The following is a 19,561-nucleotide window of genomic DNA, read 5'->3' as shown; positions in this document are numbered from 1 at the left end:
TGGAGTTCTGCTGAGAGCCTGACAGGAAATTGGGGTGGGTGCACGAGGTTCATGTCTTGAGATGTGTGGCGCCTGTGAGATCGAGCGCCATACATCCTAAGGCAAGAACAATCTGAACAACCCACCCCCAAGCGCGCCGCCATTGGAGATCTCGATCCGCCCGCGCACCCCGCCGCTTTCATGCAGTGCCGCGATCCGCGCCGCAAAATACAGACCCAGGCCGGTACTGCCGCTGGTCGAGTCGATACCCTGGATGAATTCTTCCTGGCGCTCGAGCATGCGCTGTGGATAACCCGGGCCGTCATCGTTGACGCAGATGGCCAACTGGTTGTCTGCCTCTTCGATGGTGATCAGCAAGGCATGCGCGGCAAAGCGGGTGGCGTTGGTGATCACGTTGGCGATCACCGAGGCCACAAGCTCGCGATCGAAGAAGCCCAGCGGGTTGTCGGTGTCGATGCGCCAGGTCGCAAGGATGTCCTTGTGCTTGAGCACTTCCTCGTGCGCGGCCAGCTGGGCTTCGATGAAATCGTCCAGTTCATGGTAGTCCGGGCACACCGGCAACTGGTTTACGCCCAGTTTGTACAAACCCAGCAACTGCACCAGCATGCCGTTGAGGTGGCGAAATTCATGCTCCATCGCCCCCTGCTCGGCACCACCACGCAGTTCCTCGGGCAAGCGCTGCATCCACTGGTTGTGGGACTGGATCAGCGCCGACAGGGAATTCTTAAGGTCGTGCACGGTGGAGGCGATCACCGTGGAAAAATCAAGCCCCTGGTTATCTTGATTCATGCGCCGAACACTCGGATGTGCAGTTTGCGGTAGCGGTCGTAGCGGTTGTCGCTGGCAGGTATGCCGGCCACGCTGGTCAGGGCGTCGCGACACTCCTGCATGATGGCGGGCTGAGGGCTGTCTCCGCCGATGCGCAGCAGCGCCTGGGCAGTGTTGAGGGCAATGCTGATGTTCTTCGGCTGCAAACCCAGCGCCTTGCGGAACAGCTGCAACGCCTCGCCGAGCTGCCCCCCCTGGTAACTGCGCACACCCTGGCGATTGAGGGTGACCGCTTCGGTAATGGCGTTGAGCACGCTGGGGTCGTCCGTCAGCTTGCCGACCCTCTCCATGACCTTGGGGTCGTCGCCATAACTTTCCACACAACTCCTCAGTACACCGATGGCAGCGGCTTCCTGCCCCATGGCCTGCAACTGCGCGGCAACGGTCAGGGCCGAATCGACCGAGAAGAACTGGTTCATCTTGTCCAGGCGCTGGATCGCCTGTTCGGTCAGCTTGGCAGCCGTTTCAGGGTCGCCGGCCTGCTGCAGGCTGGCGGCCTTCATCATGCGGGCACGCACCTGCAGGCCCTGGTCCTCGGGGTTTTCCTTGGCCACTTCGCTCAGCGTGCTGTTGATCTCGACCCGGGTGCGCGCATCCAGGCCAAAGCCGGCATTCCTGCTCATCAGCGCCTGCACCAGCCCCAGGTTGTTCTCAGGGTCCTTGTAGCGTGAGCTCTGGCCCTGGTTCACCGCATGGCGGAACGCCTTCGAGGCACTTTCGAAATCTTCGTTTTCCAACGCCAGCTTGCCCAGCGTCGACTGCCGGCGCACCGATAGCGGCGACAGGCGCACGGCCTCTTCAAGCATGTTCTGCGCACGCCTGGTTTCGCCTTGGGCCACCAGCACCTCGGCCATGCCATCGTACAGACCTGGCATGATCGGAAAGGCCTTTAGCGCCTGCTCGTACACGCCCTGGGCCTGGGCGTTCTGGCCACGTTTGTGCATCAGGCTGCCCAACGCCGAGTACACCCACGGCTGCGGGCGGCTGGCCAGGATGGCCTTGAGGAACTTCTCCAGCTCCTCGAAACGGTTGAGGTTGCGCAAGGCATCGGCCCGATAACGCAGGCACAGCGGGGCCAGGCGCGGGTCGCGCTTGCACAACTCGGCACAGGCCGCCAGCACTTCGGCCGGGCGATTGCGGTCCAAAGCCTGCAGTATCGGCTTGAGCAGGGTCTTGCGCTGGTACAGCTTCTCCACGCGCTGGGCCAGGCCAACCCGGTTGAATGGTTTGGTCAGGTAGGCATCAGGCTCGTGCTCGATGGCGCTGAGGACAATGGCCTGGCTGCTCTCGGCCGTGACCATGATGAATATGCACTCATGGCTGATGTGCTTGTCGAGGATCAGGTCTTCGAGCACCTGCTGGCCGTTCTTCTTGCCGTCGCCCAGGTGGAAGTCCTGCAGGATGACGTCATAACGCTTTTGCGCGCACATGCGCAGCGCCTGCTCGCCGCTGTCGGCGGTGTCCACGTCACGTACGCCCAGCTCGCGCAGCATGGAACGGGTCGACGTGCGAAAGTCGGTAAAGTCGTCGACGATCAGAAAGCTCTTTTGCCCGTACTGCAGCATCAACACGACCTGCCTTGGAATAATTGAAAAATCGCGCGAGGCGATGCCACCGATAGCTGTATCGGCAGTTGGTCGGGAAAGATGAGGGTAGAGCGTTGGCGGCCACGAACCAAAGCCTTGTGCCACCACTTTAGCGAGCAAGGCCCTGGAGGGCCAGGATCACGCCAACAGCCCCAGGGACTTGGCCTTGGCCACCGCCTGGGTACGCCGCTCCACCCCAAGCTTGCTGTTGATATGGCTGGCGTGGGTTTTCACCGTATGCAGGGAAATGAACAGCCGCTCGCTGATCTGCTGGTTGGAACAACCCTGGGCAATCAGCTCGAGCACGGCCAGCTCGCGGCTACTCAGGGCTTCGCCGCTGCCGGTGCTGGTGCTTGGCATCTGCGGCAGGCGTTTGAGCAGCTCGGCCTGCACCGGGCAAGCGGCAACAGCCCGCAGCTGTTCGAGAAGCCACTGCGGGTGCTGCTCCAGCAGAGGCTGGAACGGTTGCAGCACGCCGCCCTGGGCTGCCTCCAGCAACCGTGGCAACAACTGGGCGGCCTGCCCTTCCCGGCCTTCGCCCAGCAACAAGCCAAGCCACTGGCACAGGGCACTGACGCTGAGCATCATGCCGCCACTGGCCTGGCCGTGCTCGACCAGGCTGGCCAGGCGTTGCGCCGCCTCGCCGCTACGCGCCTGGATACGCTCGAGCGATGCCTGCTGCAAGGCGATGTGCAACGGCAGCAACGGGTGGAACTCCGGGGCCGCCGCCGGTTGCTCGCCACCGTAGGTCTGGCCCAGGCGCAGCAACCAGGACTCGGCCAGGTCGATGCGCCCCTGTGCCAGCCACAATTCGCATTTGACCAGCGTGATCATGGCCAGGTAGTAGACCGGCGGCACATCCCAGATGTGCATCAGCCGCTCGGCCTCGGCCAGTTCGGCAAAAGCCTCGGCAAAGTGCCCTTCGCGGCCATCGAGCGTAGCGATCACGCAGTGGCCGATGAGCACGCTGATATCGCGGCAGGCCCGCGCCTCGCCCAATCCCGCACGCAACCGGGCACGGCCCTGGGACGGCTGCAGACGCGATACCAGCAGGTACCCTTCGTAAAGCGTCAGGCGGGCGCGCACGGCATACAGCCGCTGTGCCGACAGCCCTTGCAGGCGCTGAAGCCCCTCGCGCACTTCGTCCAGCGCGCGCAACACCTCGCCACGGGCATGCAGCACCCGCGCCCGGTCGTAATGGGCCAGGGCCTCGAACAATGGGTTGCCAACGCGCTGGGCCAGCTCCAGGGCCTCGCGGTTCCAGCCACGGGCCCGCCAGAAGTCGCCATCGGCAATCGCCAGGTTGGACAGCGTCGACAGGCACACCAGGCGTTGGCCATAACGCTTGCTCGGCAGGCTCTGCAGCGCTTCGCCGCAATAGGCCAAGGTGCGCTCGCGGTCGCCACGGCCACGGGCGATCACACCACTGAGCGCCAGCCACTGGGCCAGCATGGACTTTTGCGCGGTCGCCGAAGGCGCGGGCAGGAAGCGGCTGAGATACCCCGCCAGCTCCTCGGCCGCGTCCAGCTGGCACGCCAGGCCCAACGCCCAGCTGTACAACACGATCAACCGCGGCGTGCTTATCAACAGGCTGTCGGGCAGGTCCATCTTCCAGCGCAGCAGCATGCCGACGTTCTGTTCGGCCAGCAGTTGCTCCTCGGACAGGCTCTGCACCAGGTCGGCCGCGACATCGAGGTGACCGGCCCGCAGCGCCTGCTCCACCGCTTCGTCGAGCAGGCCCTGGCTTTCGAACCAGCGGCAGGCACGCAACTGCAGGCCGGCCAGCGGCTCGCTGGCCTGGCGGCTGCGCAGCAGGTCGGAGAACAGGTGGTGATAGCGGAACCAGTGGCCATGCTCGTCCAGCGGCACCAGAAACACCTGGTGCGCCTGCAAGAAGCGCAGGATCGAGGCACTGTCGTGGCGGCCGCGCACGGCATCGCACAACGGAGCGCAGAAACGCTCCTGGCAGGCCGTTTCGTACAGGAAGGCCTGCACGTCGGCGGGCAGCATGTCGATGACTTCTTCCAGCAGATAGTCGCGGATCAGGCCCTCACCACCATGCAAGGCCTGGGGCAAGGCCTGGTCGTCAGCGGACTCGCTGGCAGCCAGTTGCCAGAAACGCAACCCGGCCACCCAACCGTCGCTGCGCTGGATCAGGTTGTCCAGGGCCTGGCCGCGCAGGCCGGTGGGTTGACGGCCGATCACCGCCAGCGATTCTTCGGCGGTCAGGCGCAAGTCCTGTTCGTTGAGCTCGACCAGTTGCCGCGACAGGCGCAGGCGCGCCAGGTGCCAGTCCGGGCGCTGGCGGCTGGTGACCAGCAGTACCAGGCCGGGGGGCAGGTGGTTGAGGAAGAACTGCAGGCAACGATCGAGCACTGGCCCCTGGGCCAGATGATAGTCGTCCAGCACCAGCAACAAGGGAGTATCGGCTTGCAGGTACAACGCCAGCTCGTCGAGCAGGCCGTCGAGCCATTCCTCGAAGGCGAACGGCTGGTGGCGCTGGCGCATTTTCAGCAGGCCCATGGCCTGGCCACCCAGTGCCGGGCAATACTGTTGCAGGCCTTCGAGCAAGCGTTCGAGGAAGCGGCCAGGGTCGGCATCCCGTTGGCTCAGGCCCAGCCACAGGCTACGCCAGTGCTCGGGCAGCGCTTCGCAAAATTCAATGGCCAGGGAGCTTTTGCCGAAACCCGCCGGGGCATTGACCAGCAACAGCCGCCCGCCGAGGCCGGCTTGCAGCCGCTGGCACAGGCGCAGGCGCGGTACATGGCCGTCCGGCAAGGGCGGCCGGAAGAAACGCCCGTCCAGCAGGCCCAGGGCCTGGCTGGTGAATCCATGCGTACGGGACAGATCTGTCATGGCCGGCTCGTTCTGGTTGGAAGACTACGGCGGTATGGATGCTTGCGAGACTAGCGGGTAACGCTGCCCATTTGAAGATGATGGGCTCAATTCCCCTGGAAAAGACTGCGACAAAAAGCAACACGTCTGATGGACAGGGGCTGGGGCGGGGGTTTGGGGAGGTATTCAGCAGGTTTATTGCCTGGACCGGCCTCTTCGCGGGTGAACCCGGCCCCACAGGGATTGCACGTTTCAAGTGCAGTGCAGTACCTGTGGGAGCGGGTTCACCCGCGAAGGGGCCGGTACAGGAAAATGAAACGCCCCGGGCAAGCCGGGGCGCTCCGAGGTTGCGCGATACTTAGCGAATACCCGACTGGCGCAGTGCCGCAGGCTGGAAGTCCGCCTTGCTGGCGCTGAAGCCGAAGTCGTAGGCGCGCTTCTCTTCGTTCTTCATGCCCAGGGCCAGGTAACGGCCAGACTGCAGGTCATAGATGGCCTCCAGGGTGTACCACGGCACTTCCACGTTGTAGTACGGCTGGGCATGTGCCTCGGACACGCGCCACAGTTGGCCACGGCCGTCGTACTGGTCAATCACCGCAGCCTGCCAGGTGTCCTCGTCGATGTAGAAGTCACGCTTGGCATAGATGTGCCGCTGGCCCGGCTTGAGGGTGGCGACCACGTGCCATACACGGCGCAGCTCGTAACGGGCCAGGTCCTGATTGATGTGCCCGGCCTTGATGATGTCGGTGTACTTGAGCTTAGGGTCGTCGAGCTTGAAGGCGTTGGATGCGATGTACATCTCCTTCTTGCCTTCCAGCTTCCAGTCATAGCGGTCTGGCGCACCGTTGAACATGTCCAGGTTGTCGGAGGTGCGCAAACCGTCGGCGGCGGTACCCGGGCCGTCGTACGACACTTGTGGTGCCTGGCGCACGCGGCGCTGACCGGCGTTGTAGATCCACGCCTTGCGCGGTTCCTTCACCTGGTCGAGGGTTTCGTGTACCAGCAGCACGGTACCGGCCAGACGCGCAGGCGCGGTCACTTCCTGTTTGAAGTAGAACAGGATGTTGCCCGGGTTGCTCGGATCGTAATCCTTCATTCTTTCGCGGAAGACGAACTGGTCGGAGAAGTACACCGGGTTGAAAGAGCCGTTCTGCTGCGGCGTTGCCTGGGTCACCAGACGGCTGACGCTACCGCCCCGGTAGCGGGTGATGTGGTTCCAGATCACCTCCAGGCCGCTTTTCGGGATCGGGAACGGTACAGCCGTGCGGAAGTTGTTCAGACCGTTGCCGCCTTCGACCAGGGTGGTCTTGGTAGCGTTTTCCTTGATGGCAGCGAACACATCGGCCGGCACCGTGGAACCGCGATGGGTCTTGAATACCGGGATCTTGAAGGTATCCGGATAGCGCTTGAGCATGGCTAGCTGGCCCGGCGAGAGCTTGTCCTTGTACTGGTCGGCGTTCTGCGCGGTGATGGTGAACAGCGGCTTGTCACTGCCGTACGGGTCGGACAGGAAGCCCTTGCCGTCGACGCTGCCCGAGCTCTTGGACAGCGGTTCCCACGGCCCGATCGAGCCATCGGCGTTGCCAGCCTTTTCGGCGCCCATCGGGGTCAGGGTACTGCCCAGCTTGGCCGCCTCGTCGGCGGATACTGCAGCCATGACGCTGGTCGCCAGCAGGGACAGGCCCAGCACACCGGCTTGCAGCAGACTTCTGGTCTTGTTCATGTCGTGTCGTCCTGGATCTGAATGCTTAGAAGTTCACGCCGAAGCTGAGCGCGACGAAGTCGCGGTCATCCACGGTGGTGTACTCGCCATCGAAGAAGTTGGTGTACGACAGGCTTGCCGTGTAGGTGTTCTGGTACTCGGCGTCCAGGCCCAGGCTGACAGCCTTGCGGCCCTCCTCGAAGTTGGCGCCAGGGCCAGGCGAATAGCCGGAAACATCATGCGACCAGGCCACGCTTGGCTTCAGGTTGACCCCGGCAAAGACGTCGTTGTAGTCCCAGATGACTCGGGCGCGGTAACCCCAGGACGTGCTGGTGGTAAAGCCATCGTTCTCGCAGTTGCGGCTCAGGTTGGCGGTGGAGGCACCAGCACCAGCGCCTGCGATGGTGCTGGCATTCAGGGCCTGACAGGTGTTTGCTCCACCGGTGGATGGCAGCGGGCCTGGACCGAACACCGGGTCGCGACCGTAGCGAGTATCGTGGGCGCTCTCCAGGCCGCCCACATGGGTGACACCCAGCTCGCCCACCACGGTCATGCGGCTGGCGCCCATTACCTGGTCGAAGAAATGCGTGAGGGTGGTCTGGAACTGAGTGATTTCCTTGCGGCGATACCCGTGCAAGTCCTGCCCCGGCGTACCGGTCAGTAGCGAAGCGTTGCTCAAGGCACCGCCAATGGGGCGGACCCCGGCGAACAGGATATCCGTGGTATTCAGTTGCACCGGTGCGTTGGGACGGTAGCTGAGTTCGCCGCTCCAGGCGGTCCCGGTGGGCAACGTGGTAGAGAAGCTCAAGCCATAGAGGCGGATGTCCTCGGGGTATTCGACGAAGTATTCGGAGTTACCTGCCACGATCAGCGGTGCCAATGCGCGCAGCTGTGCAGGCAGGGCGCTCAGCCCGGCGAACACTGAAGGCGCGGCCCCGGTGGCACTGAAGATTGGCGCACGGCTGTGGTAGTTCATGAAGTAGGCGCCAAACTCGGTGTCCAGCGGCTCGAACATGTAGCGCATTGCCACGCCAAACTGGCCGCTGTCACGCGCATCGCGGTCGGCGCCGCGGCGCACCATCACCCCTTCTTCGTTGATGTTCACGCCACGGGTGGCAAGAAATTGCTGCGCCGCCCCCGGCACTGTGCGACTGCTGTTGAGCACGCGCAGGTTGTCGGTACAGCCGTCGGCAATGATGTCCGGCTGGGAGAAGAAGGTGCCGCAGTTGTCGACGACCGTCTGGTCCCATTCGATCTGATAGAAGGCCTCGGCCGACAGGTTGTCGGTCAGGCTTTGCGAGATGTAGAACATGTTGACCGGGATCAGGCCTTCCTTGATCTCGGCCCCCGGGCGGCGAAACGCCGACACGTCGATAGGGTTGATCGAGTTGATGCCGCCACCGATGAAGGTACTTTCACCCCAGCTCACCACCTGCTTGCCCAGGCGCACCGAGCCTGGCTGATCGCCGATGGAGTAGTTGTGGTAGACGAAAGCGTCGAGCAGCTCGGCACCGGACGATTTGGCGCCTTCCTTGCGGTTGGAGTCGCTGATGTCCTTGAACTCGCGGCCTTCGTCCTTCAGTTCGAAGTCGTACCAGTACTTGCCGCGGACAAACACGCCGGTGTCGCCGTACTTGAGCTCCAGGTCATGGATGCCCTTGAAGATCTTGGAGAAGGTTTCGCCCTTCTTGAAGTTCAGGTGGCCATCGTCGGATGTCTGCGACAGGCCCTTGCCGCCGTTGTTCACCCCGATCAGGTTCTTGTTGGGGTTGGCCGTCGACCAGCTGGCGCCGATGGAGAGCGACGAGTCGAACTGGCCTTCGATTTCACCAATGTTGAAACTGACAGCGAAAGCAGGACTTGCGAGCGTGGAAGCAAGGCTGACAGCCAGGGGCAACTTGGCCCGGCGCCAGAACAGGTTTGCAGATTTCATCGACGCTACTCCATGTACTTTTTTTGTTATGGCAGTGAGTCCTTTCAAGAACGGCCCGAGCGACCGGTTTGCAGGCTTGCGCCTGCGGCGACACGGCTTGCGCATGTCGCCTCCCCCATTCCTGAAAATCCCCTGGCCCCGACTATAGCCAGCAAGGCACAGGCGCTTGATCCCTCTAAAGTGTGATTTGCGCTCCGTGCGGCCAACTCGCTGCCATGTTGCCCCGGCTGCGTGCTGGCAGTGCTAAAGGATGGCGTATTTCTGCCGTTTGGCAAGGTTCCACCCCTCTAGCATGCGGGTCGCGTGCTGCGATACGCGACCCGCATGGCGGTTACAGCGTGGAGAGGAACGCGCTGTTGCTGGCCTGCCACTGGACGATGTCCTGGCGGATGCGTTTCTTGTCGAGCTTGCCGACACTGGTCTTGGGAATTTCAGTAACAACAGCGATCTGGCTTGGAATCGCCCACTTGTTGATGTGCCCTTGCTCGACGAACGGCTTGAGGTGCTCCTTCAGCGCCTTGGCGTCAATGACCTGGTCTTCGCGCACCACCAGCAGGGCAAACGGGCGTTCACCCCACTGCGGGTCGGCCACCCCCACCACCGCCACTTCGCGCACGGCCGGGTGGCGGCTGATCAGGTCTTCGAGGTCGAGCGAGGAAATCCACTCGCCACCAGTCTTGATCACATCCTTGATGCGGTCGCGGATGTCGATGTAGCCCATGCCATCGAGCGTGGCGACATCACCGGTGTGCAACCAGCCGCCCTGCCACAGCTCCTCGCTCTTCTGCGCCTCCTTGAAGTAGCCCATGGTCAGCCACGGCGCCCGTAGCACCAGCTCGCCCTGGGTTTCACCATCGGCGGGCAGGAAGTTGCCGTCGCCGTCGACGATGGCCGCCTCGACCAGCGGCACCGGCACGCCGGCCTTGATGCGGTAGGTGACGCGCTCATCCTCGCTGCCGGCCTGCAGCTCATCGTTCAGGTGGGCGGCGGAAATCAGCGGGCAGGTCTCGGACATGCCATACGCGGCGGTCAGCTGGATGCCGCGTGCCAGGGCGGCCTGGTACAACGAGCGGTTGAGTGCGCTGCCGCCGATGATGATCTTCCAGCCGCCGAAGTCCTGGCCTTGAGAGTTTGGGCAGTTGAGCAGCATCTGCAGGATGGTCGGCACGCAATGGGAGAAGGTGACTTTCTCTTCGCGCCACAGCTTGACCAGCATGTCCGGCTCATAGCGCCCCGGATACACCTGTTTCATGCCGAGCATGGTGGCGGCGTAGGGAATGCCCCAGGCGTGCACGTGGAACATCGGCGTGATGGGCATGTACACATCGTTGCTGCCCAGCAGGCGCACGCTGTCGATGCTACCGGTCACCGAAGCTTCAGCCAGGGTATGCAGCACCAGCTGCCGGTGGGTGAAGTACACCCCCTTGGGGTTGCCGGTGGTGCCGGTGGTGTAGAAGGTAGTGGCCACCGAGTTCTCGTCGAAGTCCGGGAAGTCGTAGTGCGGGCTGGCAGCGGCCAGCAGTTGCTCGTACTCACCCACCAGGTTGGGCAGCTCGGCTGTCTTGTCTGGGCCGTCAGTCAGCAGAAGGGTCTTGTCGACGGTAGTCAGTTGCCCCGCGATGGCCTGGTACAGGCCGACGAAGTCGCTGTTGACCAGCACCACGCGGTCTTCGGCGTGGTTCATGGTGTACAGAATCTGCTCGGGCGACAGGCGTACGTTGATGGTGTGCACTACCGCGCCGATCATCGGGATGGCGAACATGCACTCCAGGTAGCGGTGGCTGTCCCAATCCATCACCGCCACGGTGTCACCGGCCTTTACTCCGGCTTCGGTCAGCACGTTGGCCAAGCGCGCGATGCGCTCGTTCAGTTGTGGGTAGGTCAGCCGCAACTGGTCGCGGTAGACGATTTCGCGGGTCTTTTCATAGCGGCTGCCAGACATCAGCAGGCGCTTGATGAGCAGGGGGTAGGCGTAGGCGCCCTCGGCGGGCTTGATGATGCGGGTCTGCAACATGGGTATCCCTTTTCTGAAAAGCGGGCCGGACAAGTCTGGGAACTACTGTAGTTCGCCAATGTGACGGCTAAATCAGCCGAAGGAATGATTTGCATGATGAGGGTATGAGTGGCGGGCGTTGACGGGCAGCAAGGTTGAGCTAGACACTGCGGCGGCAGCTTCAGGTCATGTGGTGAAGCTGAGGGCCTCTTCGCGGGTAAACCCGCTCCACAGGTACTGCATCAGCCTTCTCAATGGTGCAATACCCGCAAATGGCCACGACACCGAAATCCCGCCCAGCCTCGGAGAACTTCATGCCCAGCCCGCGTCGCGCCGTGTTTCTCGATCACCAGTCCCTGGACCTAGGCGATCTCGACCTCTCACCCCTGAAGCAGCAATTCGACGAGTTCGAATTGTTCGCCGCCACCCGCCCGGAGCAGGTCGCCGAACGCCTGCAGGGCGCGGTGGCGGTAGTCAGCAACAAGGTCATGCTCGACGCCGCGACCCTGGCAGCCAACCCGCAACTGAAGCTGATCCTGGTGGCCGCCACCGGCACCAACAACGTCGACCTGGCGGCCGCGCGCGCCCAAGGCATCACCGTGTGCAACTGCCAAGGCTACGGCACACCGTCCGTCGCCCAGCACACCCTCGCCCTGCTGCTGGCCCTGGCCACCCGCCTGTGCGACTACAACCAGGCGGTAGCCGACGGCCAGTGGGCCAAGGCCAGCCAGTTCTGCCTGCTGGACTTCCCCATCGTCGAACTGGAGGGCAAGACCCTTGGCCTGCTCGGCCACGGCGAACTGGGCGGTGCGGTGGCGAGGTTGGCCGAAGCCTTCGGCATGCGCGTGCTCAGCGGGCAGATCCCCGGTCGTCCGGAACGCGCCGACCGCTTGCCACTGGACGAGTTGCTGCCGCAAGTCGACGCCCTGACCCTGCACTGCCCGCTGAACGAGCACACCCGACACATGCTCGGGGCCCGCGAACTGGCCCTGCTCAAGCCCAACGCGCTGGTGGTCAACACCGCCCGTGGCGGCCTGATCGACGAACAAGCGCTGGCCGACGCCCTGCGCAATGGCCACCTGGGCGGCGCTGCCACCGACGTGCTGAGCGTGGAGCCGCCGGTCAACGGCAACCCGCTGCTCGAACCCGGCATCCCGCGCCTGATCATCACCCCGCACAGCGCCTGGGGCGCGGTGGAATCGCGCCAGCGCATCGTCGGCCAGCTCAGCGAGAATGCCCAGGCCTTCTTCGCCGGTCAGCCACGCCGCGTGGTCAGCTGAGCGCGGCGCCCAGCTCTGATAAACTGCGCCACTTTTTCCAGGAGGCGTCGTCCATGGACCCGCGCAGTGAAGTGTTGCTCCGCCAGGCAGAGCTGTTCCAGGGCCCGCTGCTGCTCGCCGGCGCCCCCGCCGACGGCCTGCTCGGCCAGTTGCCCCAGGCCCGGGGCTGGACCTGGCATGCGGGCGATCATGCCATGCTCGAAAGCCGCTTCGCCGGGCGCAGCCACTATGGGGTCGAGCCACCGGAAGTGGCTTTCGACAACGCCGTGCTGTTCCTGCCCAAGTCCCGCGAACTGGCTGCCTACCTGCTCAACGCCCTGGCCTCGCGCCTGGCTGGCCGCGAGCTGTACCTGGTCGGCGAGAAACGCGGTGGCATCGAGGGCGCGGCCAAGCAGCTGCAGGCCTTTGGCAAGCCACGCAAGCTCGACAGCGCCCGCCATTGCCAGCTGTGGCAGGTGACCATCGAGCGCGCGCCAGAAGCCAAGCCCCTGGAGAGCCTGGCCGAACGCTTCGAACTCAGCCTGGAAGACGGCCCACTGCAAGTGGTCAGCCTGCCCGGCGTGTTCAGCCATGGCCGCCTCGATCGCGGTACCGCCCTGCTGCTCAAGCACCTCGACGGCCTACCGAGCGGGCATGTGCTGGACTTCGGCTGCGGTGCCGGGGTGCTGGGCGCCACAGTCAAACGCCGTTATCCACAAAGCCGTGTAACCCTGCTGGACGTGGATGCCTTCGCCGTGGCCGCCAGCCGCCTGACCTTGGCCGCCAATGGTCTGGAAGGCGAGGTGATCAGCGGCGACGGCATCGACGCGGCGCCGACAGAGCTGAGCCTGATCCTGAGCAACCCGCCGTTTCACACCGGGGTACACACCAACTACCAGGCATCGGAAAACTTGCTGAAAAAATCAGCCGTTCATCTGCGAAAAGGTGGCGAAATGCGCCTGGTTGCCAACAGCTTCCTGCGCTACCAGCCACTGATCGAAGGGGCTCTGGGCAACTGCCAGATACGCGACGAGGCGGACGGTTTCCGCATCTACCGGGCAACACACGGATAAAAACAGCGCTTGCCGAAAGCGTTTTGCCTAGGCAGAATCCGCACCGTCCTAGGGGAGTAGTCTCCCGCGAGCGCCCAGCTCGCCCGGTACGCGTCAACATACTTGGTCCACAGACCATGGCGCGTGCGACCCACCATGCCAACCTGCATGGCGAGATCCGCATAGACGGATCCAGGGTTTGACAAGACCTATGACACGCACACCTTACCCGGGGCGGGGAGGCTGTACGTGTCATAGCCGTGTCGACCCGCCCCCGTAGGAATCCTGATGCTGGAATCTCTGCTGGTCCCCACCGCCATCGTTGCGCTCGCCGAAATCGGCGACAAGACGCAACTGCTCGCGCTCATACTCGCCGCCCGCTTCCGCAAGCCCTGGCCGATCATCGCCGGCATCATCGCCGCCACTCTGGCAAACCATGCCGCGGCTGGGGCCGTGGGCGCGTGGGTCGGCAGCTTCTTCAGCGACTCGGCACTGCACTGGATCCTGGCTGCAAGCTTCACCGCTACTGCCCTGTGGACCCTGGTTCCGGACAAGATGGATGACGACGAGAACCCGGCGCGCCGCTTCGGGCCGTTCCTGACCACGCTGATCGCGTTCTTCCTGGCTGAAATCGGTGACAAGACCCAGGTCGCCACGGTGATGCTGGCAGCACAGTATCCGCACCTGATCATGGTCATTATCGGTACCACCCTGGGCATGCTGATTGCCAACGTGCCGGTGGTACTGGCGGGTAACTTCGCAGCGGACAAACTGCCGCTGACGCTGATCCGTCGCCTGGCGGCCACGGCGTTCTTCGTGCTGGCGATCGTGGCCGTGTACACGGCGATGAAAGCCAGTGGCTGGGTGGGCTAACCCGAAAGGCGACAGGCTGACGCCGAACCTGTAGGAGCAGCATCGAGCTGCGAAGAGGCCGGTACAGGCACCAGGAAATGTGGTGCTCTTACTGGCCCTTTCGCAGCACAAGGCCGCTCCTACAAGGGGTAAGCATCTTGAAGTCGAGGCTTACTTCTTGGCCGCCTGATACAGCGGCATCACCTTCGGAATGGCCGCCTGCAACGAAGCAATGCGGCTCTGGGACGCCGGGTGAGTGCTCATGAACTCAGGCGGTGCGCCTTCGGAAGCCTGGCTCATCTTGTTCCACAAGGTGATCGCGGCATTCGGGTCGTAACCGGCACGCGCCGAGAGCTCCAGGCCGATCAGGTCGGCTTCGTTCTCGTTGGCCCGGCTGTTGGGCAGGGTCATGGCATAGTTCACCACGGTATCGGCCATGGCCATGCTACCCTGGCCGAGGCCAAAGAGGGCGCCGGCGCCCTGGCGCGCCATTTCCACACCGTACGCCTTGGACATCGCCTCGCGGCTGTGCTCACGCAGAGCGTGGGCGATCTCGTGACCCACCACCGCAGCAATTTCCGCATCGTTGAGCTTGAGCTGATCGATCAGCCCGGTGTAGACGATGATCTTGCCGCCCGGGCCGCAGTTGGCGTTGAGCTCGTCGCTCTTGATCACGTTCACTTCCCAGTTCCATTGCGCGGCATCCGGGCGGAACTTGGGGGTCTGGGCGATCAGGCGGTTGGCAATTACCTGCACACGCTTGGCAACAGCGCTGGACTTGTCGAGCACGCCTTTGCTCGATGCTTCACCCAGGGTCTGCTGGTACGACTGGGCGTACATCTGGTTGACCTCATCGGTCGAGAGCATGCTGAACATGTACTGCTGGCGCTCGACGCCGACAGCACCGCCACTGGTGGTATTCACCGCCTGGCAGCCGGCTAGCAGGATGCCAGCACTCAACAGGCTGACGACAAAAGACTTACGCATGAAAACACTCCCTTTTTACATGCGCCGTATCGTAGGCCGAGTCGCTTGGGGCCGCTATAGCCGCAGGGAAGATTTTCGTCGCCTGTGCCGGCCCCTTCGCGGGTGAACCCGCTCCTACAGGGACAATGCGATCGTTGCAGGAGTGGCTTCACCGGCGAAGAGGCCGGCACAGGCATACATCAGGCCGGGGTCAGGCACTCCGGCGCATCCAGCTTCGGGTCATTGACAAAATGCGCCAGGGCCCGCTCGCGCAAGGTCGCCGGCGGGCTGGCCAGCAACTCATGCAGGCGGGCCAGCGGCGTGCCCGGGTCAAGCCAGGCCGCCTGCCCCGCATCGTCCATTATCAGTGGCCGACGCTGACTCATCGCCGCCTGGGTCACTACCGCACAACTCAGCCAAACCTGGTCCTGCACCGGGTAAGCCTCCCACACAGCCGCGAAATACAGAGATGCGCCCTCCCCTGGGGTCAGCCAGTAGGGGCGCTTGCGCACGCTACCGCGCCATTCGTAGAAGCCGTTGGCTGGCATCAGGCAGCGGCGCTGGCGAAACGCGTCGCGAAACATCGGCTGCTCGGCCAGGGTTTCGGCGCGTGCATGGGCGGGGGTACGGGACAGGTCGGTGAGCCAGGCCGGAGTCAACCCCCAGCGCGCCCTGGCCAGTTGCAGCTGGCCGTCGAGCTGGCGCTGGATCAGCACCGAAGCCCCGGGCGAAATGTTCCATTGGGCTGGCTGGCCAACGGGAAAGCCCGGCAGACCGGCAAGAGCCTGGGGCCATCGAAACAGGGCGTAACGTCCACACATGGGCGAATTCAAAACCTAGCAGATCAAGGTACCGGGGAAACTCTCCGGTTCGTCGCCAACCAATGGCTGGGCACCATTGTACGCATCGATCAGCTGCCGTGCGTACTCAGCCTGCTCATCTGCCACGGCCAGCCCCAGCAAACCCTGCATCGGCAGTTCACCGGCAGCACCCACCAGGTCACGGCCAACCAAGTGCGCCTCGATCCCTTCGCTGGCGAGCATCCCCGCCAGCATTTCAGCCTCGAGCAGGCTTTCCGGTTCGTAGATGCGCTGCATCAGTCATTCTCACCGAATACATCCAGCATCCACTCCTCGCCATGAACTTGCAGCACGAAGCGGATAGGCTTGCAGCACACCTGGCAGTCCTCGATGTACTCCTGATCGCCACCGGACAGGTCCACCGTGGTTTCGACTTCTTCGCCACAATAAGGGCAATCGTAGATAGCAGTTTCCAGCATCGCGGCCTCCGGGGTGACTTATGCGTATAATTGCCGGTCTGTTTACAGGGCCTGTGTGTGTCCGAGCCGTTTTTCGGAGCCCGTCCCTACCTTATTACCCTAGCCGTTTCCAACAAGAGAGCATGATGGGCGAATTCGATGCCATCCGACCGTACGACGACGCTGAGGTCCCTGCCGTTCTGGCACGCCTGCTCAGCGATCCGGCATTCCTCGATATCCTCACCCACTTCCGCTTCCCGCGTGCGGCCGGCGCTCTCGGCTGGTTGCTCAAACCGCTGATCGCCCGCCGCCTGCGCAAGGAATTCGCCGGCGTCACCTGTGTTTCGACCTTGCAGGACAAAGTCGAGTACTACGTCGACCAGACCATCGACCGCGCCACCGACGGCGTCACCTATTCGGGCGTGGAGCAGCTCAAGGCCGGTACCGCCTACCTGTTCCTGGCCAACCACCGTGACATCGTCATGGACCCGGCCTTCGTCAACTATGCGGTGTACCACGCCGGCCTGCCCACGCCGCGCATCGCCATTGGCGACAACCTGCTGCAAAAACCGTTTGTCAGCGACATGATGCGCCTGAACAAGAGCTTCATCGTGCACCGCTCGATCAGTGGGCGCCGCGAGAAGCTGGCGGCCTACCAACTGCTCTCGGCCTACATCAACCACTCGATCCGCAACGACGCCACATCGATCTGGATCGCCCAGGCCGAAGGCCGGGCCAAGGACGGTGACGACCGCACCGATTCGGCGATCCTCAAGATGTTCCACATGAGTCGCAAGGACGAGCCGTTCGGCGCGGTGATCCAGAGCCTGAACCTGACACCGGTTTCGATCAGCTACGAATATGACCCGTGCGACCAGGCCAAGGCTCGCGAACTGTACATCCGCGCCACTACCGGCACCTACAAGAAGGCGCCGGGGGAGGACGACAACAGCATCGCCAAGGGCATCACCGGCTACAAGGGCCGGGTGCACATCAACTTCGCACCGCCGGTGACCGAGTATCACGAGGACACCAAGCAGCTGGCAGCGGAAATCGACCGGCAGATCCTAGGTGGCTACCGGCTGTTCCCGGTGCACTATCTGGCCTATGCGATGTGGGATGGCAAAGATGAGGCGCTGCAGGTGCCGAGCGCCGAGAAAGTGTTCCCCGCTGATGAACTGGCCCGGGCCAAGGAAGAATGGCAACGCCGCCTGGATGCCTGCCCCGAGGAGCAGCGGCCGTACCTGGTGTTGCAGTATGCGACGCCGGTGCGCAACCAGTACCAGGTCAGGCAGCAGGCACCGGTTGCCTGAGCGAATGCCGGGGCCGCTTTGCGGCCCCGAAATCTCAGACCCAGGTACTGAACCAGGACAACAGCAACGCCATCGCCAGGCACGAAAAGCCGAGGATGTAGAAATAGCGCGGCACTCGAAGGTCGAATGCGTCCACTACCCCGTCGTCCACCGCCATGTATTCGCGGGTCTCGGCCTCGCGCCGCCGGGCACTGTGCAGCAGCAACCCGCCCGGGCAGGTCAGCAGCAGCGCAAGCAGATTGATCAGCTTGGTCGGGTGGGCGGCCAGGAACCCCCAGAGCACTTGCAAGGACATCACGCAACCTCGGTATGAGCGACGGCAAAGGCCGGCATTCTACCCAAGTCGCCCTCTCACGCCCGGTCCAGGCGACAAAGTGTCATTAAATTTCATCTGTCCTGGCATGAAGACTTGCCGGCCTCTTAGCGGGCTTGCCCGCTAAGAGGCCGGCACAGACAACAAAAAACCCGCTGCCTGGAATACAGGCAGCGGGCCTTGTTTTACAGCTGAAGCCTTACTGCCCCAGTACCTGACCGATGGTCGGGTCCTTGAACATGCGGGTCAGGGCATCGCTCAGCACATCGCCCACCAGCTGGGTGTTGGTTTCCTGGTTCGGCGCCATGCCGAAACGCTGGTCCAGCGAAGCGCCGTAACGGCCGCTGTAGCGGCGGCCGCCATTGGACACGTCGGCACGGAAGGTGGCACCGATGGTAGCCTCGGTCACGTACAGGTTGTCTTTCGGCGACTGGTACTTCAGTTCGGCCAGGGTCACGGTCAGCTGCGGCGCGTTATAGGCGTTCGGCGTCGGGGTGAAGCCGAGCAGGCGCACGGCGGCTTCGGCCTGGGCCTGCAGCTTGGGCACGATGTCGTTACCGCTGACGCTGATGGTGCTGGTCTCGGGGTACATGCCACCGCGAGTGCCCAGGGACTGCGAGGCCCGGCCGTCAACCACCCGGACCACTACCGGCTGGCCATGGCCGACCGGGGCGAGCTGGGCCTTGAGCGTGGGTTGCGGATTGAGTTGTTGCGGGCTGTGGGCACAACCGACCAGGCTGAGGCTGGCCACGGCGATCAAACCGAACAACAGACGTTGCAACATGCGCGTTACTCCAGAAAATGCGGCGAAGGCCCACAGTATACCCAGCCACGCCTCGGCCAGTCATCGGCCCGGCCCGCTTGTCACAATCGTTTCATCGCCGCGCCGCTATCCTTGCGCCAAGCCCTAACGCACAGGACTCGCTGCCATGGCCTCGCTCTGGACTCTGCTCTTCCAACGCCCGCACTACAATGCCTATGCCCGCCTTGATGCCGACGGCAAATGCCTGGCCCTCAAGCAATGCAGCCAGGCGCCCAGCGGCAGCGGCTGGGTCCAGATCAGCGAAATCCAGCTCGCCTGGCTGGGCCGCGAATTGCCCGCCAGTGCCCGGGTTTGCGCCCGCGCAAGCCGCCGCTGGCACCAGCGCATCCTCGCGGCCTGACAAACGCTGCAATAAAAACCACGAATGGCGACATTTCTGCCCGCGACATCGCTATAATCTCCCCCCGATTATAAGGACGTCTCCTGATCGGGCCCCGCACTCGCCGATTGACCCCGGCAACTTCACGCTTCGCCCACAGAGAGCCTTCCACTCAGGTCTTGCATCGGCTGTCGTGCCTGCTTTTCCGGCCCTTCACACTGCATGAACCTGCGGGTTGCCATCGCGCAGTCCCCTTTTGAGGTTCACGTCTCCAAAAGAGCGTGAAAAAACGGTTTTCACAACTTCACAAGAGTGTGGCGAGCAAATGAACAGTCTGGCATGTGCAAAAGCGGCAGATGTGTCCCGAACAGCCCTGAACAGGCGGCAAATGCGCTCATTTCGTATGAGTGTCTGAGCCGTTCCATAACGCACGCACGACACCTTGACCATAAGTCGAATTGCCGCACCCGTGGCAAACCGCGTTCAATACGCGAACCCGAAGACTGATTGGCGGTGTCCGCGGAAGTTG

17 protein-coding genes and 1 riboswitch are annotated in these 19,561 nt (G+C 63.3%); of the genes, 5 read left to right on the top strand and 12 right to left on the bottom strand.

Annotated features, from left to right (window positions below; all coding sequences use genetic code 11):
• Window positions 1–96: 96 nt before the first annotated feature.
• From IRZ77_RS17520 to IRZ77_RS17495, 6 genes are all read right to left on the bottom strand, one after another.
• Window positions 97–789 (bottom strand): sensor histidine kinase, encoded by a 693-nt coding sequence (locus IRZ77_RS17520; protein WP_046616040.1) that lies wholly within the window; start codon window positions 787–789, stop codon window positions 97–99.
• Window positions 786–2,393 carry a response regulator gene (locus tag IRZ77_RS17515; protein ID WP_025337710.1) on the bottom strand — a complete coding sequence of 536 codons (1,608 nt, stop codon included), beginning with the start codon at window positions 2,391–2,393 and terminating at the stop codon, window positions 786–788. Before IRZ77_RS17515 ends, IRZ77_RS17520 begins: the two co-directional genes overlap by 4 nt.
• 159 nt (window positions 2,394–2,552) lie before the next feature.
• Window positions 2,553–5,270, bottom strand: coding sequence for a LuxR C-terminal-related transcriptional regulator (locus IRZ77_RS17510; RefSeq protein ID WP_108480138.1), 2,718 nt, complete (start codon window positions 5,268–5,270; stop codon window positions 2,553–2,555).
• A gap of 337 nt (window positions 5,271–5,607) precedes the next feature.
• Window positions 5,608–6,972, bottom strand: a complete 1,365-nt coding sequence (locus IRZ77_RS17505) for a DUF1329 domain-containing protein (RefSeq protein WP_046616037.1) — start codon at window positions 6,970–6,972, stop codon at window positions 5,608–5,610.
• A gap of 25 nt (window positions 6,973–6,997) precedes the next feature.
• Window positions 6,998–8,884 carry a DUF1302 domain-containing protein gene (locus IRZ77_RS17500; RefSeq protein ID WP_046616036.1) on the bottom strand — a complete coding sequence of 629 codons (1,887 nt, stop codon included), beginning with the start codon at window positions 8,882–8,884 and terminating at the stop codon, window positions 6,998–7,000.
• A gap of 331 nt (window positions 8,885–9,215) precedes the next feature.
• Window positions 9,216–10,898 (bottom strand): fatty acid--CoA ligase, encoded by a 1,683-nt coding sequence (locus IRZ77_RS17495; RefSeq protein ID WP_108480139.1) that lies wholly within the window; start codon window positions 10,896–10,898, stop codon window positions 9,216–9,218.
• A gap of 293 nt (window positions 10,899–11,191) precedes the next feature.
• On the opposite strand from IRZ77_RS17495, the gene IRZ77_RS17490 reads away from it, so the two are divergent.
• The 3 genes from IRZ77_RS17490 (at window position 11,192) to IRZ77_RS17480 (ending at window position 14,061) form a co-directional block, all read left to right on the top strand.
• Complete coding sequence (locus IRZ77_RS17490; RefSeq protein WP_046616034.1) at window positions 11,192–12,157, top strand: 2-hydroxyacid dehydrogenase; 966 nt, start codon at window positions 11,192–11,194, stop codon at window positions 12,155–12,157.
• A 53-nt stretch (window positions 12,158–12,210) separates the two neighbouring features.
• On the top strand, window positions 12,211–13,209 hold the full coding sequence (locus IRZ77_RS17485; protein WP_085601920.1) for a class I SAM-dependent methyltransferase: 999 nt from the start codon (window positions 12,211–12,213) through the stop codon (window positions 13,207–13,209).
• Between the two features lie 39 nt (window positions 13,210–13,248).
• Window positions 13,249–13,389: riboswitch (yybP-ykoY riboswitch) on the top strand.
• A gap of 87 nt (window positions 13,390–13,476) precedes the next feature.
• Window positions 13,477–14,061 carry a TMEM165/GDT1 family protein gene (locus IRZ77_RS17480; RefSeq protein WP_046616032.1) on the top strand — a complete coding sequence of 195 codons (585 nt, stop codon included), beginning with the start codon at window positions 13,477–13,479 and terminating at the stop codon, window positions 14,059–14,061.
• A 150-nt stretch (window positions 14,062–14,211) separates the two neighbouring features.
• On the opposite strand, the gene IRZ77_RS17475 is transcribed toward IRZ77_RS17480, so the two are convergent.
• The 4 genes from IRZ77_RS17475 to IRZ77_RS17460 all read right to left on the bottom strand — a co-directional run bounded on the left by IRZ77_RS17475 (window position 14,212) and on the right by IRZ77_RS17460 (window position 16,285).
• On the bottom strand, window positions 14,212–15,027 hold the full coding sequence (locus IRZ77_RS17475; RefSeq protein WP_046616031.1) for a M48 family metallopeptidase: 816 nt from the start codon (window positions 15,025–15,027) through the stop codon (window positions 14,212–14,214).
• 179 nt (window positions 15,028–15,206) lie between these two features.
• Window positions 15,207–15,827 carry an SOS response-associated peptidase gene (locus IRZ77_RS17470; protein ID WP_085601919.1) on the bottom strand — a complete coding sequence of 207 codons (621 nt, stop codon included), beginning with the start codon at window positions 15,825–15,827 and terminating at the stop codon, window positions 15,207–15,209.
• A 15-nt stretch (window positions 15,828–15,842) separates the two neighbouring features.
• A complete protein-coding gene (locus IRZ77_RS17465; protein WP_046616029.1) occupies window positions 15,843–16,103 on the bottom strand; it encodes a putative signal transducing protein in 261 nt (86 codons plus the stop codon).
• On the bottom strand, window positions 16,103–16,285 hold the full coding sequence (locus tag IRZ77_RS17460; RefSeq protein ID WP_012270508.1) for a CPXCG motif-containing cysteine-rich protein: 183 nt from the start codon (window positions 16,283–16,285) through the stop codon (window positions 16,103–16,105). The genes IRZ77_RS17465 and IRZ77_RS17460 overlap by 1 nt, the downstream gene beginning before the upstream one ends.
• A 125-nt stretch (window positions 16,286–16,410) precedes the next feature.
• Between IRZ77_RS17460 and IRZ77_RS17455 the strand changes: the two genes are divergently transcribed.
• A complete protein-coding gene (locus tag IRZ77_RS17455; protein ID WP_024086266.1) occupies window positions 16,411–17,577 on the top strand; it encodes a 1-acyl-sn-glycerol-3-phosphate acyltransferase in 1,167 nt (388 codons plus the stop codon).
• 34 nt (window positions 17,578–17,611) lie between these two features.
• Here the strand turns inward: IRZ77_RS17455 and IRZ77_RS17450 are convergent, their stop codons facing one another.
• Window positions 17,612–17,872 (bottom strand): hypothetical protein, encoded by a 261-nt coding sequence (locus IRZ77_RS17450; protein WP_046616028.1) that lies wholly within the window; start codon window positions 17,870–17,872, stop codon window positions 17,612–17,614.
• Window positions 17,873–18,089: 217 nt separating this feature from the next.
• Window positions 18,090–18,674 carry a YajG family lipoprotein gene (locus tag IRZ77_RS17445; protein WP_013970929.1) on the bottom strand — a complete coding sequence of 195 codons (585 nt, stop codon included), beginning with the start codon at window positions 18,672–18,674 and terminating at the stop codon, window positions 18,090–18,092.
• Window positions 18,675–18,819: 145 nt separating this feature from the next.
• On the opposite strand from IRZ77_RS17445, the gene IRZ77_RS17440 reads away from it, so the two are divergent.
• Window positions 18,820–19,053, top strand: coding sequence for a hypothetical protein (locus tag IRZ77_RS17440; protein ID WP_046616027.1), 234 nt, complete (start codon window positions 18,820–18,822; stop codon window positions 19,051–19,053).
• Window positions 19,054–19,561 lie beyond the last annotated feature (508 nt).

The sequence above is a fragment of the Pseudomonas pudica genome, from assembly GCF_015680405.1.
GTDB classification, from domain to species: Bacteria; Pseudomonadota; Gammaproteobacteria; order Pseudomonadales; family Pseudomonadaceae; genus Aquipseudomonas; species Aquipseudomonas pudica.
The sequence above is the reverse complement of the archived record's forward strand: the minus strand, read 5'-3'. Positions and strand labels throughout refer to the sequence as shown.

Coding starts and splice junctions, on each gene's coding strand:
- IRZ77_RS17520 (WP_046616040.1), bottom strand. CDS start 789: ATGAATCAAGATAACCAGGGGCTTGATTTTTCCACGGTGATCGCCTCC.
- IRZ77_RS17515 (WP_025337710.1), bottom strand. CDS start 2,393: ATGCTGCAGTACGGGCAAAAGAGCTTTCTGATCGTCGACGACTTTACC.
- IRZ77_RS17510 (WP_108480138.1), bottom strand. CDS start 5,270: ATGACAGATCTGTCCCGTACGCATGGATTCACCAGCCAGGCCCTGGGC.
- IRZ77_RS17505 (WP_046616037.1), bottom strand. CDS start 6,972: ATGAACAAGACCAGAAGTCTGCTGCAAGCCGGTGTGCTGGGCCTGTCC.
- IRZ77_RS17500 (WP_046616036.1), bottom strand. CDS start 8,884: ATGAAATCTGCAAACCTGTTCTGGCGCCGGGCCAAGTTGCCCCTGGCT.
- IRZ77_RS17495 (WP_108480139.1), bottom strand. CDS start 10,898: ATGTTGCAGACCCGCATCATCAAGCCCGCCGAGGGCGCCTACGCCTAC.
- IRZ77_RS17490 (WP_046616034.1), top strand. CDS start 11,192: ATGCCCAGCCCGCGTCGCGCCGTGTTTCTCGATCACCAGTCCCTGGAC.
- IRZ77_RS17485 (WP_085601920.1), top strand. CDS start 12,211: ATGGACCCGCGCAGTGAAGTGTTGCTCCGCCAGGCAGAGCTGTTCCAG.
- IRZ77_RS17480 (WP_046616032.1), top strand. CDS start 13,477: ATGCTGGAATCTCTGCTGGTCCCCACCGCCATCGTTGCGCTCGCCGAA.
- IRZ77_RS17475 (WP_046616031.1), bottom strand. CDS start 15,027: ATGCGTAAGTCTTTTGTCGTCAGCCTGTTGAGTGCTGGCATCCTGCTA.
- IRZ77_RS17470 (WP_085601919.1), bottom strand. CDS start 15,827: ATGTGTGGACGTTACGCCCTGTTTCGATGGCCCCAGGCTCTTGCCGGT.
- IRZ77_RS17465 (WP_046616029.1), bottom strand. CDS start 16,103: ATGCAGCGCATCTACGAACCGGAAAGCCTGCTCGAGGCTGAAATGCTG.
- IRZ77_RS17460 (WP_012270508.1), bottom strand. CDS start 16,285: ATGCTGGAAACTGCTATCTACGATTGCCCTTATTGTGGCGAAGAAGTC.
- IRZ77_RS17455 (WP_024086266.1), top strand. CDS start 16,411: ATGGGCGAATTCGATGCCATCCGACCGTACGACGACGCTGAGGTCCCT.
- IRZ77_RS17450 (WP_046616028.1), bottom strand. CDS start 17,872: ATGTCCTTGCAAGTGCTCTGGGGGTTCCTGGCCGCCCACCCGACCAAG.
- IRZ77_RS17445 (WP_013970929.1), bottom strand. CDS start 18,674: ATGTTGCAACGTCTGTTGTTCGGTTTGATCGCCGTGGCCAGCCTCAGC.
- IRZ77_RS17440 (WP_046616027.1), top strand. CDS start 18,820: ATGGCCTCGCTCTGGACTCTGCTCTTCCAACGCCCGCACTACAATGCC.